Here is a 16247-nt window from a genome sequence, read left to right as displayed (position 1 = left end):
TATATAAATTAAGTCGGCGAATCTGGCCAGATCCATAACCAATAACCATTAACGTAACTTGTGTCATTTATTGTTGAGGCCTATTGTAACAATCTTTTTTCAAACCCATTTCTATCCAGATTGTTACGCTGATGAGTAAACTATTCTGCTCAAGTTTGAGTTCTTGAAATAAACTTATTAATATGCACCTTTTTGAAAAATCCCCTTATCAAACAAAGTCGGCTGTATTATTTTTAATATTTAACCGGCCCGATACTACCCGGAAGGTATTTGAACAAATCAGAACTGCAAAACCTGCCCGCTTATATGTGGCAGCTGATGCTCCAAGGCCTGGTAATGATGATGATATATTATTATGTAAACAAACGCGGGCAATTGTAAAAAATATTGATTGGAAGTGCGAAGTAAAAACGCATTTTAATAAAAAAAATGCAGGCTGCCGTGATGGTGTATCTGCGGCGATAACCTGGTTTTTTGATAACGAGGAGGAGGGAATTATACTTGAGGATGATTGTTTGCCCGCAAATAGCTTTTTTAAATTCTGCGATACACTTTTAGAAAAATACCGCGATGATACCCGGATTAGGCATATAACTGGTTGTAATTTACAGCAGGGTAAAAAATGGGGCGATTGCAGCTATTATTTTTCAAACCGCACACATGTTTGGGGGTGGGCCAGCTGGAGAAGGGTATGGAAAGATTACGATATAAATCTTGAAAAATATAACAATTACGAAATAGAGGAAAAGCTTCAGAATATTTATCCTGACCCGCTGGTTGTTGAATGCTGGGTAAATATTTTTAATGATGTAAAGGAAGGTAAAATTAATTCATGGGCGTATCCGCTTGATTTTATTAATTTTTTTAACAACGGGCTTACCATTATCCCCAATGAAAATTTAATTTCAAATATTGGTTACGGATCGGGTGCTACCAATACTGTTAACGATGACCATGTATTTAGTAATGTTCATTTATCTGAAATTAAGGAAATAACAGACCCTTCATTTATAGTGCCCGAAAAGCAAGCTGATCTGTTTATCATGAATGCTCATTTTAATATTGAAGAAATAAGGCGCAAACAAAATTCAATACCTAAAAAAGTAAAAAGGTGGTTTAAATCGGCATTTAGAAATGCAGCTTTATGACCATGGTTGATGATAGTGCTTTATGTATTAATTGCTGATTTTTTTTCGGTTATGGATATAATTATTCCGTAAGGTAAAGTGTATAAACTTTGCATAGCGCTTTAAGTAAAATCTTTGTAATATTGGTTTATATGCTCCCTGGAAATGTAATAACGCCATATTTTGCTCCTTGCCCGACTTTAAGAAACAGGTGATTTTGTCATTTCTTACCTTTAAAAATTTCCTTCCTGCAAAAGCCTCAAATTCATCATCAGCACATAAAAGTGAAGAAAGATTATGATCGATCCCGAACTCAAATTTTGTAGAATTTGAATTGACATATGGAACATTATTCGCCTGGATCCACAAGTAGATCAGGTTCATATCGGATACAGAAGTATAGGCGTGTTTTTCTTTTTGCGACTGATAATAATTTTCAAGGAAATCATTTTCGTGATTCTTTTTGTAGGTATTAAGGATAAAATCAATAAAATCAATAAGCAGATCCCTGTTCCATATGGTGCAATGCGGAGAAATTTGCCCTTCTGAACCTTTTTCATAAAACCCTTCACTGCCAACAAATGTCCCTTTAAAATTATGCCCCTGCAGATCCCGGAATGCTTTGGTGACGTATACATCGGTATCGGTAAGCAAAAAGGGATCATCGTTTTTTAAAATGGATGCAATTGCGAAATAGCGTGCAAAGCAGGCAATCTCAAATTCAGGCGGATTAACGCTATAATGTTTGTATACATCAATAAATTCCTTAAAAAGCTTGTTGTTTTCAAGGTATGAATTATCGGTTACAGTAACATTAAACCCTAAGGATTTTGCTTTATCAAGATAGGGTTTTAGGTAGTTAACTTCTCTTGTTTCAAAAACGAATATATTTTCAGGCATAAAATTAATTACGGGTTCAAAGCTACAGATAAAACATTGAAACAAAAATGTTACAAAAGTAAAAATGTGTAATAAAAAGGCCGGGCAATTAATTGCCCGGCCTTTGATAATATGTAAGATTGTGCTTACCTGTTACTGAAACTTAAAGCCTATACCCAATTGGAAAACCTCGTTACGGTAACCCGGAATATAATAGGCATTATCATCAGTTTGTTGAAAATCAATGGTGTATCTGGCGCGCAGCTCAACATTCGGGTTTATATCAAAGCCAACTCCTATAACACCATCTAATACGGTTCTGTCATTAGTGGTGCTGTAATGATCTTTTGCGGTTATGTTAAACCCATCATCATAAGTGTTTGTTGTTGATATTGGAAATGAAATTTGCGGACCAACTACAAAATTAAAATTTGGTGATAACCTGAATTTAGCCAATAGCGGCACATCAATAAAATTACTGCGCTGGGTTAAATTACCATCAGTGGTTTGGGCTGAATAACCTTTTTGCGAGTATAATACTTCTGGTGCAAATGATACAGGATAGGCAATAGGCACATCTAGTGTTAAACCCACATGAAAAGCAGTTATAGAGCCTGTAGAATAATTTGAATTATAAGAATCAACTGCATCGGCAAAATTGAAACCACCGGCCACACCAACTCTTACACGATAAAAATCATTTGACTGATTGCGCGGAGCCGAACGCTTTACCGGGCGGCGATGACCATAGTAATAGCCTTGTGCACTTACTGAACCTGCAGCCAGCAGGCATATAGCAAAGAAGATAATTTTTTTCATTGTGTTTTTCGTTTTAATAATAGAATAGAGTAAAAAACAATACAAAGGTTTATTTGGAATTGTTTTTTATGTCATATTTTTTATTCCGGAACAATTTAGCTGGTTAAAATAATGCCCCGAAATCATATTTAACTACTTTTGGCTATGCGATTTGTTAAACAACGATTGAAATATTCTTTAATTATTATCATCAACCTTATTGCGTTAAATGTTTTTGCGCAAAAGGAAAGCTATATCCAGTCATTAGATCATCAGAACCACTGGGTTGACTCCGTTTTTAAGAAATTGAGCCGCAAGAAAAAGATAGCACAATTGTTTTTTGTTCGCGCACATACCAACCTGGGGCAGGCTTATGAAGATTCTGTTGCAAAGGTGATAGCAGACGAACAGGTAGGCGGGCTTGTATTTTTTCAGGGTGGTCCGGTAAGGCAGGCTAACCTGATAAACCGCTATCAGAAACTGGCCCAGGTACCTTTGCTTATTGCAATGGATGGCGAATGGGGTATTGGTATGCGGCTTGATTCAACCATATCCTATCCGTACCAGATGACGCTTGGCGCCATACAGGATAATTCCCTTATTTATAAAATGGGACAGCAGGTAGCATATGATTTTAAGCGCCTGGGGATGCAAATGAACTTTGGCCCAGATATGGATGTTAACAATAACCCTAATAATCCCGTAATTAATTACCGCTCATTTGGTGATAATAAGTATAATGTGGCTGCCAAGGGCATAGCTTATTTTAAAGGGATGCAAGATGAAGGCCTTTTAACAACAGCCAAGCACTTTCCGGGCCACGGCGATACCAATGTTGATTCGCACCTTGATTTGCCCCTATTGCCCTTTACACGCCAACGGTTAGACTCGCTGGAAGAATATCCCTTCCGCGAGGCAATAAATGCCGGCATAAGTGGAGTAATGGTGGCCCATATGGATATCCCTGCTTTAGATACCACAAAAAATTTACCGTCTACTTTATCAAGACCAATTGTAACCGGGATTTTAAAAGATTCATTGCGGTTTAAAGGCCTGGTAGTATCAGATGCAATGGAGATGAAGGCCGTATTGAAATATTTTCCGGATGGTAAAGCTGATGTTAAAGCTTTTTTGGCGGGTAATGATATTATTGAATTATCAGCAGACTCCAAAAGAGCTATAAAAAAGATCCGTAAGGCTATCCGCAAAGGGAAGATCCCGATAGAAGAATTTAATGCCCGCGTTAAAAAGGTGCTTGCAGCCAAGTATTGGGCGGGTTTAAACAATTACCAGGAAACCAACCTTACTCATTTAACAGAAGATTTAAACAGGCCTGCTGCAAATAACCTTGTTCAGCAATTAAGTGATGCGGCAGTAACGCTTGTAAAAGGCAATGCCACTGCATTACAAATGATCCCTTTATTAAAAACAGCTATAGTAAGCGTGGGCGTAACGCAAACAACCGTTTTTCAACGGGACCTGGCAAAATGGTATACTTATAATACCTTGTTCACTGTTGGTAAAAACGCGCCTCAGGCCGAATTAAAAACACTGCTGGCAGCCCTTAAAGGTTATGACCAGGTTTATGTGAGTATAAATGATACCCGTTTACGCCCTGCAAGCAAACTGGATTACAGCAGTAGCGTTAAACAATTTATAAGCGATATTGCCGCGCACAATAACACAGTAATAAGTGTTTTTGCAAATGCTTATACTATTGCCGATTTGCCCGGTATTGAAAAATGCGGTGCATTAATTGCCTGCTATCAAATGACAGATGATTTGCAGCGGTCGGCAGTAAAAGTGATAACAAGGCAGTTAAACCCAACCGGCAGATTACCGGTAAGTATAAATAAAGATTACCTGACAGGGATGCGGGGAAGCTTGTAAAATTACATAAGGGTTAAATAAAACTCTTACCTTTATTATTATGAATATTGCCAAAGAGCGCAGAGCCATTGATGCGGCATTAGATGATTACCGGGCTATGCTGGATACCATACCTGATGAGCGTTTTACCGAAACGCCGCCGGGCGGCGGATGGTCATACGCTGAGGTGTATTCGCATATTATGAAAGCTACTTTAGGCTCGTGCATTGCTTTGGAGCGTTGTACGCATGGCAACTGCCCACCAACTAAAGAAGGATTAAATTTTATGGGCCGTTTTATGATGCTTGCCGGCGTTTTTCCGGTAAGGTTAAAAATGTCAGCGGCTTTAGCAGCTAAAATGCCGGTTGAAAAGATTAGTAAGGAAGACGCAAAAAACCTGCTGATAAAATGCCGAAAACGTATTGATGATACATCGCCATTAATAAAAGATTCATCCCCAAACTTCCGCTACAAACATCCGCGCCTGGGGATGCTTACAGCGGAGCAGTGGTTTAAATTTATTCGCATCCATCTTTATCATCATTTAAAGCAATTGAAGCGTGTTGAAAAAAAATTTAGTTAAATGTGAAACCTTTTACATTTAACTTGGTCTTAACAATTAAATAATCTGCTTTACGGATATTTGTAAAAATTGTAGAAAATGCATTTTGAGTTAGCTTATATGGTACTGGGAAGTTTACTATTTTTAGTAGTAGTATTCTACCTGAGTCCTTTTGAACTAAAAGTTAATGACGACGACGAAGAAGATTAATCGTTGCTTGTTCAATTCTCTGAAATTTTACCGGTATAATTTACCGGATGGAAAAGTATCCCCCCAATTTTAATGGCAAAACGCGAAGTTGATATTGTTGTTATATCTGACGTGCATTTAGGCACTTACGGATGCCACGCTAAAGAACTGCTCAAATACTTAAAGAGCATAAAGCCGAAAATACTTATTTTAAACGGCGATATTATTGATATATGGCAGTTCAGTAAATCGTATTGGCCCGAAACGCACATGAAGGTGGTGCGCCGGATCTTAAAGTTTGTAACCGAAGGTGTGCCTGTTTATTATTTAACCGGTAACCATGATGAAATGCTGCGTAAGTTTGCTGATTTTAACCTGGGATCGTTTCAGCTGCTTAACAAGGTAGTATTAAATATCGACGGAAAAAAAGCGTGGATCTTTCATGGTGATGTGTTTGACGTAACTATGCAACATTCCAAATGGCTGGCAAAATTAGGCGCGGTAGGTTATGATACGCTGATCATCATCAACAGTTTAACTAACTGGCTTCTTACAGCTATGGGCCGCCAAAAAATGAGCTTTTCGCAAAAAGTAAAGGCCCGGTTTAAAGAAGCCGTAAAATTTATTAACCAGTTTGAACAAACTGCCGCCGACCTGGCAGTTGATAAAAATTACCAGTACGTAATTTGCGGGCATATCCATCATGCCGAAATAAGAGAAATGGAATCTACCGAAAAAACAGGCTCGGTTCTTTATTTAAACTCAGGCGACTGGGTTGAAAGCCTTACAGCTCTTGAGTATAATAACAAAAGCTGGACCATATTTAAATACGAGCCTGAAAACTTCAACACGGATGCGGACGAGGATGACAAAACGGATATTGAGGACTTGGATGCCAGGCTGGATGTTAATCTCTTATTAGAACGTTTTAAGCAGGAACAAGATTAAGTCCCTGTTGAAAATGTTTTAAAAGTTGTAAGTGTTGTAAACGTTAGCTTTACGGGTTACATAATTAAAATTTTATTTGTCATCAATTTTATCACAAAGTATTCAAAATTTTAACGAGTTTGCGTAAATCAAAATTTAACGCTTTCAACCCCTACAACATCTGCAACCTTTACAACTAACCATGAAAATACTTTACGCTATACAGGGAACAGGTAACGGCCATATAAGCCGGGCACGCGAAATTGTACCACTGTTACAGCAATATGGTGAAGTTGATCTGTTAGTTAGCGGCACTGAAGCCGAAGTTACCCTGGCCCAGCCCCTTAAGTATAAATTTCACGGTTTTAGCTTCGTTTTTGGCACCAATGGTGGTGTTGATAATTGGGCAACCTTTAAACTGATGAATTTGCCGCGCCTTTGGCGTGATATCCGCAGCCTGCCTTTAAAACAATATGACCTTATTATAAATGATTTTGAGCCGGTGAGCGCATGGGCGTGCAGGCTGCAAAAAATACCTTCGGTATCGTTAAGTCATCAATGCTCATTTGTTTCGCCAAACACGCCCAGGCCTGCTAAATGGAGCTACGCAGAGTGGCTGCTAAAATATTATTCACCAACATCGCATCATATCGGGTTTCATTTTGAGCGGTATGCTGATTTTATTCATACACCCGTGATCCGAAGCGAGATCAGGAATATGAAGACTTCAAACCTTGGTCATTATACTGTTTACCTGCCGGCATACGATGATAAACTGCTTACCAAACTGCTTAACAAAACCAATAAGCAATGGCAAATTTTTTCCAAACGGCAAAAAACACATTACCAGGAAGGTAATGTTGAAATATTCCCGGTAAACAACCAGGATTTTAACAATAGCCTGGCCAGTTGCGAAGGCCTGTTGACAGGTGGTGGCTTTGAAGGCCCTGCGGAAGCACTGTTTTTGCAGAAAAAAGTATTGATGATTCCCATGAAGGGCCAATATGAACAGCAATGCAATGCTCTAGCCGCTTCAAAACTTGGCGTACCAGTAATTAACGAAATAGATGACCAGTTTATTTACCGCATAAATAACTGGTTAAGCGATGATAAATGGGTTGAGGTAGACTTCCCCGATGAAACGGCGCAGATTGTGGATGATATGGTAAAGCGTTACGCAAAAGGCTCAATTGCAGTTTAGGTTCAACCTTTTGTGATAATTATAGTTTTTTTATTTCTTCAACAGATAATCGTGTAATGTTGGCTATGTCTTCAACAGAAAATCCCATTTTCTTTAGGGTAAGGGCAATTTCCATGGCTTCTTCCAGTTTGCCTTTTTCAATACCCCTTTCAATACCTTCCTGTATGCCTTCCTCTTTGGCATAGTCAAGCACATTCTTATTGTCCCACTTATATTTTAAGCTGCTATCGTACATGGTTTTTTCCTCCTTTGTCAAATTAGTATATTCAGCAATACTGAACAGTTTCTCAAATATAGGCTTTCGTAAGTATGCTGGGATCTTATCCATCCGGCTCATGTTTTTTAAGACATAGAGCCATTTGTCTAAGTCGGTCACAAGGTCGACATCCTCTTTTACAAATTTATTCAATTCTAAATAAATATAACCCAGCTTATCGTAAAATATTTCACCAGTTTCCCTGTTACACAAACAAATATCATGCAGGTATTCTTTTCCATCGCTTATTTGTAAAGTAAAATCTTCCAATAAAGCAACCAGGTAAACCTCTGTAAGGCTATATGCCCATTCACTGCGCCTGCCTTTTGGGGCCTGATCGCTGATGAGCCGGGATGTATAAAATAAGGCTCTTTCCTTAAAGTTTCCCTGCCTTCCACGTTGCACTTCAATTAAAAATTTGTCGCCGTTTGCTCCGGTACAAAGCAGATCAAATATGGCAGCACCTTCATCCTTCAAATCGCCTGGGTGCTCATTCTTATTGTAAACTAAATCAGCAATATGCTTTCTACCCCGGAACACTTCATTTAAAAAAGCGATTAACAGGTCTTTATTCGGCTCGCTGCCAAATATTTTCTTGAAGGCAAAATCAACTAAAGGGTCGATATATTTCCCGGTGACAGGCGGTTTATTGTCAGGCATAGCCAAATATAAACGATTTAATGAACGTTCAACATAGCTATTATCATTCTTAGTTTTATCCTAACCACATTTATGCTAATTTTGCCCCGCAAATAAAAGGCTTTAATGATCAGTTTTTTTAAAGCGCTCAATCCGCTTAATATTTTATGGCTTGCAGTAATATTGTTCGTTTCGCGGGCGGGCTATTTAATTACAGCCCCTGCTAAAACAGCGTTTGCCTTTGCCGAGCCGGTTGCAAGGTTAATGATAGTTCCCGGCGAGTATCTTAATCCTGCTTCAACCTCTTTTAATGTTTTACTTGCAGGTATTGTTGTATTTGCACAGGCCTTGTTATTAAATCACCTGGTTAATCATTATAATTTACTGGGCAAGCCTACATTTTTGCCTGCTTTAATGTACATTACAATAACGGGTTTGTTTACACCTTTTTTGGTATTAAGCCCCCCTTTATTATGCAATTTCTTAATCATATGGATGTTGTTTAAGCTGTTTAGCTTTTATAAAAGTAATGATGCAAAATCTTCTGCCTATGACCTGGGGCTGATAGTTGCCATAGGTTCAATCATATACCTTCCCTTCATCTATCTTTTTTTAGTGGTTTGGATAGCACTCATTATTTTCAGACCGTTAAACTGGCGCGAAATTTTAGCTGGTATTGTTGGCTACGCTACCATATTCTTTTTCTTGGCAGTGTATTATTATATGAATGATAACCTGGGGCAGTTCTACAGCATTTGGTTGCCATTGGCCACAAAGTTTCCAAATAGTATTGATATTCACTATTTAAGCTTCCTGGTACTTGTTCCGGTTATTGTAATACTGGCTCTTTGTTTTGTTAAGCTGCAACAAAACTTTTTTAGGAGCTATGTACAGATCCGTAAATCTTTTCAGCTGTTGTTTGTTGTTTTTTTAATCACAGGTTTATCTTTTTATGTAAAAACACCATTTAATTTAAACCATTTTTTGTTGTGTGCAGTTCCGTGCACCGTGTTTTTTTCTTATTATTTTCTGTATGCAAAAAACAAATGGTTTTATGAATCGCTGTATTTATTGCTGCTAATCAGCGTCATCTATTTTCAGTTTAACAAATTTTAACTTTTACATTCGTTCAAATCACGGCTGTTATATTAGTTTTGTATCATTATTACACAAAAAATCAAATTAATGAAATTTGGAGTAGTTATATTTCCGGGATCTAATTGTGATGAAGATATCATCTACGTATTGGAAAAAATAATGGGCCAGCAAGTGGTTCGATTATGGCATAAAGACCACGACCTGCAAGGCGCTGAGTTTATTGTTTTACCAGGCGGATTTTCCTTCGGCGATTATCTTCGTTCAGGCGCTATAGCCCGCTTTTCGCCTATTATGCACGAAGTAATCCAGTTTGCAGCAAAAGGCGGTTACGTTTTGGGTATCTGCAATGGGTTCCAGGTTTTAACCGAAGCAGGCCTTTTACAGGGAGCATTGCTGCACAATGAGAACCGTAAATTTATTTGCCGTAATATTTATATGAAGGCACAAACTTCGAACTCATTAATTACTGCGCAGATAGACCCGGAAAGAGCATTAAAGATCCCTATAGCCCATGGCGAAGGCAATTATTTTGCCGATACTGATGTTTTAAAATCACTTTATGATAATGACCTGGTGTTGTTTAAATATTGCGATGAGGCGGGTATGATCACTTCCGAATCAAATCCTAACGGATCATTGGATAACATTGCAGGCATTACTAATATCAACCGTAACGTGTTTGGGTTTATGCCGCACCCTGAACGTGCATCAGATGCGCTGGTTGCTAACGAGGATGGGCTGGCTATTTTTGAATCGATATTATCACTGGTGAAGGTATAGTTAGTCATCGGTCATTAGTCATTGGTCATTCGTTTTTTGACTTGAGACTTAAGACTCCGGCTCAAGACTAAAAAATGGAAGCAACACTGGTAATAGATATTGGCAACACGTACACAAAAATTGCTGTTTTTAGGCATAACCAAATGCTCCATAGCTGGCAATATAAACCGGTAGATCCAACCATAATAAATAATATCCTGAGCGATTATGCTGTTAACAAGGCCATAATTTCATCAGTAAAAAAAGACCGGGAGGAGTGGCAAAGCATATTAGCGCAAAAAATTCCGTTAATATATTTTAATGCGGGGATGACAAGTGGCATAACTAACCATTATTTAACTCCCCAAACCCTCGGGCTCGACAGGCTGGCAGCAGTTATAGGCGCATATTACTTATATCCCGATAAAAGCAATATGGTGATAGATGGGGGCACTTGTATAACGTATGATTGGGTGGATGCAGCAGGTAATTATTTTGGCGGTAGCATATCACCAGGTTTAAAAATGCGTTATAAGGCATTAAATAATTACACAGCCGGGTTACCTTTAATTAATGCCGATGAAAATTTTAACGCTAAAAGTGGTAATGATACAACATCGGCAATACTATCGGGTGTACAGAATGGAATAAAATATGAATTGGAAGGCTTTATTGAAAGCTATAAAAAAAACGAAGAAGAACTGAATATTGTACTTAGCGGAGGCGATAGTATTTTTTTTGATACCCTGCTAAAAAATAGCATCTTTGCCCCCTATATAAAAATTGAACCTCACTTGGTTCTAAAAGGATTAAACGCAGCCATACAAACTAATAATGATTAAATATACCAGGTTTTTTATAATAATTTTACTTGCTGTTTCTGCATTTGGCGCAAAGGCGCAATCAACGGCCACTACCAGTTCACCTTATTCCAGGTATGGATTAGGTGATATCGATCCTTCAATATTGCCGCAAAACAGGGCTATGGGCGGTATAGCTACGGCTATAAATAAGATCAATAATTTTAACACTATCAACGTGCTTAATCCTGCTTCGTACGGATTTATTAATTATACCACTATTGATGTAGGTTTGTATTCAAACATAGTTAACTTAAGCCAAACCGGGCAAACCAGTGTAAGCAATGCTAATTTCAGGCTAAGCCACATTAACTTTGCCGTGCCTGTAAGCAGACGCTCAGCACTAAGCTTTGGTTTAATGCCTTACAGCGAAATGGGCTACAACTATAAACAAACAAGGTCAAACCTTGGCTCAGGTTCACCGGCAGACACCAATGCGGTAAATTATCTTTATAAGGGCGATGGCGGTTTATCTAAAGCTTATTTGGGTTATGGTATCGGCATTACCAAACATTTTTATATTGGGGCTAACGCATCCTATATATTTGGTAATTTGATACAAACCAGCTCAACCGAAATTCCAAACCTGTACGGTACATTAAATTCAAGAATTGAGCAAAGTAACAGCATTAGTGGTTTAAATTACGATATCGGATTACAATATTCATTTGATTTTGACAACAATGTAAAGCACCTTACTTTCGGTTATTCAGCATCAACCGGCAATTCTATAAGTAATACAGCATCGTACATTGTAAGTCAGTATACTTATGACAGCAGCGGCAATGAAAATACTCCGGCCGATTCAATAGTGAACAAGCAGAGCAGTAAAACTAAAATAAAGCTGCCGCAGATCAATCATTTCGGCGTATCATATCAGTATGATAATCATTACCTGGTAGGGGCCGATTTTACCATGGGTAATTGGAGTAACCTTACTATAGGTGGTACTAATGCCGGTTTCCAAAATAGCAAAACATTTAATGTTGGTGGCCAGTATACTCCCAATGCTAATGCCTTGCGTAATTATTTTGCAAGGGTTGATTATCGTTTAGGGTTTATATATGATCAAACCTATCTGAATTTAAACAATACCAATATTAACAGGTATGCTGTTACCTTTGGTTTGGGTTTGCCACTGTCACCATCACAAACGCTTTCAACATTCTATAAAGTAAATCTATCGGCCGAGATAGGTAAGCGCGGTACTTTAGATAACGGACTGGTTAAGGAAAACTATGTTAATATACATTTAGGTTTTACACTTAACGATAAGTGGTTCCAGAAATATAAGTTCCAATAAGCCGTTATTTAGATTCAGGAAATCAGGAATCAAGAGCCAGGAAAATTGGTTTTATCGATAAAAAGAAATGAAAAACATATATTCTAACATGGAATTAGCCGGTTTGCATTTTTTTTATCCTGATTCTGGTATCTTAACTCTCTATTCTTTCGCGATTCTTGATTCTCACAGCTATGAATAGCCAGACAATTAAGTTATTACATCTGTATTTGCCGGCACTGTTTATTTGCATGCTGCTAATAAGCGCTTGTGAAAATTCATTGAATGACATTCAGAAAATAGCATCAAAAGAAGAAAATAAACCAATATCACGGTCAACCGGGGTGGATGTGATTTACAGTGACTCGGCAAAAGTTAAAGCGCACATGACAGCCCCTTTAATGATTGAATATGCCGATACGCCCAAGCCTTATAAAGAAATGCCCAAGGGCGTTAAGATTATTTTTTATGATGCAGATTTAAAAGAATCGGGAAATATAGTTTCTGATTATGCCGTTCAACGCGATAAGGAGAATATAATTGAGTTTCGCAAAAATGTAGTGGCTACCAATGCGCAGGGGCAGGTCTTTAAATCGGAAGAGTTAATATACGATATGAATACAAAAAAAATGTATTCAACAAAGGCTGTTGAAATTGTATCACCTAAGGGCGACGTAGTGGACGGGATAGGTTTTGACAGTAATGAAACTTTTTATCCATGGCATATTGTAGAAATGACAGGGGCGTTTCATGTGAACGAAAAAGATGTGAAATAAGAAGGGATTTCAGAAGTCGGGAATTTCGATTTCGGAATTGTAAAAGCCTCCCCCCTTGGGCTGAGACCTAAAGAGGGCTAAGATAATTTCAGAAGTCGGGAATTTCGATTTCGGAATTATTTTTAAAAATAGGAATTATAAACCGGGTTGCTTTTAAGATAGAATCCACTATTTTTTTAATAATTAAATACACAAAATTTTGTGTTATAGAATTTTACTAAAAATTGTATCTTGCGCCCTCTTTTGAGAATATAAAATAATTTTACAGGTATATGGGTATTATGGGTTTTTTGCGGGAACGAATGGGGAAGATTCTCGCATTTTTTATTGGATTTGCACTGCTTGCATTTATTGTGGGCGAAGTTGTTAGATCGGGTGGATCATTTTTTAGGGATGACCGTAACTTGCTGGGCGAAGTAGGCGGCGAAAAAGTTGCTTATGATGAGTACAACAAAAAGTTTGAGCAGAACAGCGCTCAGTTTAAACAGCAATCAGGTCAGAGTAATTTAACGCCGCAGATAACGGCTTACGTACAGGAAACTACCTGGAACCAAACTATTAGCCAGTTGATTCTGAAAAAGGAAGTTGAGAAACTTGGTTTAGTGGTTGGTGATGATGAAGTTAACTCAATGGTTAACGGAAATAATCCAGACCCGCAGATAGTGCAGGCCTTTGGCGATCCGCAAACTGGTAAAGTAGATATAAACAGGTTTAATACCTTCAAAACTAATTTACAGGCAGCAAAGGCAGATGACCCTTTAAGACAGCAATGGAAAGATTTCATCGGGAATCTGGCAAATAATAAATTAAATCAAAAATATATTGCGCTGGTTACTACCGGACTATATGTTAACTCGCTTGATGCCAAAGAGGATTACCAGGCCAAAAATAAGCTTGCTAATTTCAAATATGTTACGCTTGACTACGCATCAGTACCTGATAATAAGGTTACTGTTACCGATGCCGATTATCAAAGCTATTATGATGAGCATAAAGGCGAGTTTAAAGCACCACAGGAATTAAGGACTTTTGATTACGTAAGCTTTAATGCATCGCCATCAAAAGCCGACTCGGCAGCTATTAAACTACAGGCTGAGAAATTAGCGACTGAGTTTAAAGCATCAACAAACGATTCGCTTTTTGTACAGATAAATTCAGAAACAAAAGTGCCGCTTACCTATTTGCATAAAGGCCGTCTGGATCCAAAGCTTGACTCGGTAATGTTTACCGCATCTAAAGGTTTTATGTATGGTCCTTACTTAACAGGCGGAAGCTATAAAATTGCAAAACTTGTTGATTCGCATACTGAACCTGATTCAGTAAAAGCACGCCATATAGTTATTGATGATAAATCAATTGGCCTTGATAAAGCAATGGCTAAGGCCGACTCGCTTAAAAAATTGATTGCGGGCGGAAAATCATTTGCAGACCTTGCAAACATGTTTTCTATTGATAAAAACACAGCTGTAAAAGGCGGAGACCTTGGAACATTTGCACGTGGCGCACTGCCCCCTGTTTTGGAGGATGCAGTGTTTAGCGGCAAAAAAGGCGAGCTGAAAGTTGTTGCTTCACAATATGGCGTTCACCTGATCGAGATAGAGGATCAGAAAGGATCATCAAAAGTGGTAAAGGTTGCACTTGTTGACGTGCCTTTAAAGGCAAGCAGCGCTACACAAACAGCTGTATACAGTAAAGCGCAAGGATTTTTAGGTAACTTAACAAAAGAGAATTTTGATGAAGTGGCTAAAAAAGAAGGGCTGAAAACAAAAATTGCAACTGATGTAAATGGGGTAGCAGCATCTTTTCCGGGTGTTGAAAGCGGCCGCGATATTGTTAAATGGGCTTTTGGTGCTGAAAAAGGTGATTTTTCTGACAAAGTTTACATTACCGGCGATCAATACATTGTTGCACATTTATTGCAAATTAAACCTAAAGGTCAGCTATCGCTTGATGCTGTTAAAAAACAGATTGAGCCACTGGTTAAAAATAAAGTTAAAGGCAAGTTATTAACTGATAAACTGCAATCGGCGTTAAATGGTTCAACATCAATTGACCAGGTTGCTCAAAAATCAGGTGCTAAGGTTAATCCTTTGCAGAACATTGTTTTTGCAAACCCTGTAATTCCGGGCTCATCAGCTGAATATAAAGTTATAGGTACTGTTTTTGGTTCACAGCCAAATAAACTATCAAAACCGGTTGAAGGCCAGCAGGGAGTATTTGTATTTAGTGTTGACAGCTTTATTAACCCGGCGCCGTTTACAAATGCAGTAAGAGAGAAGGAACAATTAAGCCAGGCGCTGTTACAACGCTCAGAACCGCAAATATTTGATGCCTTGAAAGATAAGGCGAATGTAAAAGATTACAGAGCTAAGTTCTTATAAGAAAAAATAAAGTAATTTTGTATCCGGGATAGCGTTATTGCTACTCCCGGATTTTTTTTGCTCTTTTTGTAGCTGTTTTCAACAAGTAATACTAAGAATTTAAGGTTGCTTCGTTGATAGGAACATTAATAAAGGCAAAACAGGGTAGAAGCAGAAAAATTTCAATATTGAAAATATGGAAACAATAACCATACACCCGAAATCAGAAGAGCAGGCCAGCCTGTTTGAGAAATTGGCAATAGCTTTGGATGTACCATTTGAAAGGCAGGAAAAAAGCCCTTATAACCCTGAATTTGTAGCCAAAGTTTTAGAAGGAAGCAAAGAAGTAGCAGAGGGAAAAGGGACTAAAATCCGATTAGAGGACCTATGGAAATAATCTATTCCAGTAAAGCGCTCAAAGATTTGACTTTTTGGAAGAATTCAGGAAATAAACAGGTCCAAAAGAAGATTTATGAACTGATAGCAGATATTATTGAACATCCATTTGAAGGGATTGGGAAACCGGAACCTTTGAAACATGAGCTTACGGGAAAATGGTCTAGGCGGATAAACAGTGAACACAGATTGGTTTATGAAATACTCCCAAATGATAAAATTGTAATATTAAGTATTCTTTCTTTAAAGGGACATTATTAATAACGGAG

Annotated in this window: 16 protein-coding genes; 13 read left to right on the top strand and 3 right to left on the bottom strand. The window is 38.1% G+C overall.

Annotated features, from left to right (window positions below):
• Window positions 1-182: 182 nt before the first annotated feature.
• The gene (locus BUE31_RS20660) at window positions 183-1148 is read left to right on the top strand and encodes a nucleotide-diphospho-sugar transferase (protein ID WP_073405744.1); all 966 of its coding nucleotides are present in this window, start codon (window positions 183-185) and stop codon (window positions 1146-1148) included.
• 27 nt (window positions 1149-1175) lie between these two features.
• Here the strand turns inward: BUE31_RS20660 and BUE31_RS20655 are convergent, their stop codons facing one another.
• Window positions 1176-2027, bottom strand: coding sequence for a hypothetical protein (locus tag BUE31_RS20655; RefSeq protein ID WP_073405743.1), 852 nt, complete (start codon window positions 2025-2027; stop codon window positions 1176-1178).
• Between the two features lie 132 nt (window positions 2028-2159).
• The gene (locus BUE31_RS20650; RefSeq protein WP_083620164.1) at window positions 2160-2825 is read right to left on the bottom strand and encodes a porin family protein; all 666 of its coding nucleotides are present in this window, start codon (window positions 2823-2825) and stop codon (window positions 2160-2162) included.
• A 144-nt stretch (window positions 2826-2969) separates the two neighbouring features.
• On the opposite strand from BUE31_RS20650, the gene BUE31_RS20645 reads away from it, so the two are divergent.
• The 4 genes from BUE31_RS20645 to BUE31_RS20630 all read left to right on the top strand — a co-directional run bounded on the left by BUE31_RS20645 (window position 2970) and on the right by BUE31_RS20630 (window position 7552).
• On the top strand, window positions 2970-4694 hold the full coding sequence (locus BUE31_RS20645; RefSeq protein ID WP_073405741.1) for a glycoside hydrolase family 3 protein: 1725 nt from the start codon (window positions 2970-2972) through the stop codon (window positions 4692-4694).
• 40 nt (window positions 4695-4734) lie between these two features.
• Window positions 4735-5256, top strand: a complete 522-nt coding sequence (locus BUE31_RS20640) for a DinB family protein (protein ID WP_073405740.1) — start codon at window positions 4735-4737, stop codon at window positions 5254-5256.
• Window positions 5257-5517: 261 nt separating this feature from the next.
• A complete protein-coding gene (locus BUE31_RS20635) occupies window positions 5518-6372 on the top strand; it encodes a UDP-2,3-diacylglucosamine diphosphatase (protein ID WP_073405739.1) in 855 nt (284 codons plus the stop codon).
• 181 nt (window positions 6373-6553) lie between these two features.
• Window positions 6554-7552 carry a glycosyltransferase family protein gene (locus BUE31_RS20630; protein ID WP_073405738.1) on the top strand — a complete coding sequence of 333 codons (999 nt, stop codon included), beginning with the start codon at window positions 6554-6556 and terminating at the stop codon, window positions 7550-7552.
• Between the two features lie 19 nt (window positions 7553-7571).
• Here the strand turns inward: BUE31_RS20630 and BUE31_RS20625 are convergent, their stop codons facing one another.
• Window positions 7572-8468 carry an Rpn family recombination-promoting nuclease/putative transposase gene (locus BUE31_RS20625; RefSeq protein WP_073405737.1) on the bottom strand — a complete coding sequence of 299 codons (897 nt, stop codon included), beginning with the start codon at window positions 8466-8468 and terminating at the stop codon, window positions 7572-7574.
• Between the two features lie 105 nt (window positions 8469-8573).
• Between BUE31_RS20625 and BUE31_RS20620 the strand changes: the two genes are divergently transcribed.
• The 8 genes from BUE31_RS20620 to BUE31_RS20585 all read left to right on the top strand — a co-directional run bounded on the left by BUE31_RS20620 (window position 8574) and on the right by BUE31_RS20585 (window position 16239).
• Complete coding sequence (locus BUE31_RS20620) at window positions 8574-9563, top strand: DUF6427 family protein (protein WP_073405736.1); 990 nt, start codon at window positions 8574-8576, stop codon at window positions 9561-9563.
• Between the two features lie 69 nt (window positions 9564-9632).
• On the top strand, window positions 9633-10325 hold the full coding sequence (gene purQ / locus BUE31_RS20615; RefSeq protein ID WP_073405735.1) for a phosphoribosylformylglycinamidine synthase subunit PurQ: 693 nt from the start codon (window positions 9633-9635) through the stop codon (window positions 10323-10325).
• A 74-nt stretch (window positions 10326-10399) separates the two neighbouring features.
• Window positions 10400-11146, top strand: coding sequence for a type III pantothenate kinase (locus BUE31_RS20610; RefSeq protein WP_073405734.1), 747 nt, complete (start codon window positions 10400-10402; stop codon window positions 11144-11146).
• Window positions 11139-12467 carry a hypothetical protein gene (locus BUE31_RS20605; RefSeq protein ID WP_073405733.1) on the top strand — a complete coding sequence of 443 codons (1329 nt, stop codon included), beginning with the start codon at window positions 11139-11141 and terminating at the stop codon, window positions 12465-12467. The genes BUE31_RS20610 and BUE31_RS20605 overlap by 8 nt, the downstream gene beginning before the upstream one ends.
• A gap of 173 nt (window positions 12468-12640) precedes the next feature.
• Window positions 12641-13222 carry an LPS export ABC transporter periplasmic protein LptC gene (lptC, locus tag BUE31_RS20600; RefSeq protein ID WP_083620162.1) on the top strand — a complete coding sequence of 194 codons (582 nt, stop codon included), beginning with the start codon at window positions 12641-12643 and terminating at the stop codon, window positions 13220-13222.
• Between the two features lie 272 nt (window positions 13223-13494).
• Entirely contained in the window at window positions 13495-15603 is a 2109-nt protein-coding gene (locus tag BUE31_RS20595) for a peptidylprolyl isomerase (protein ID WP_073405732.1), read from the top strand.
• 175 nt (window positions 15604-15778) lie between these two features.
• Complete coding sequence (locus BUE31_RS20590; RefSeq protein ID WP_073405731.1) at window positions 15779-15979, top strand: DUF2683 family protein; 201 nt, start codon at window positions 15779-15781, stop codon at window positions 15977-15979.
• Window positions 15970-16239, top strand: coding sequence for a Txe/YoeB family addiction module toxin (locus tag BUE31_RS20585; protein WP_073405730.1), 270 nt, complete (start codon window positions 15970-15972; stop codon window positions 16237-16239). The genes BUE31_RS20590 and BUE31_RS20585 overlap by 10 nt, the downstream gene beginning before the upstream one ends.
• Window positions 16240-16247: the final 8 nt, after the last annotated feature.

Origin of the sequence: Mucilaginibacter sp. OK098, assembly GCF_900142915.1 — a bacterium.
GTDB lineage: Bacteria > Bacteroidota > Bacteroidia > Sphingobacteriales > Sphingobacteriaceae > Mucilaginibacter.
Note: the sequence above shows the minus strand (reverse complement) of the source record. Positions and strands in the feature narration are given on the sequence as shown.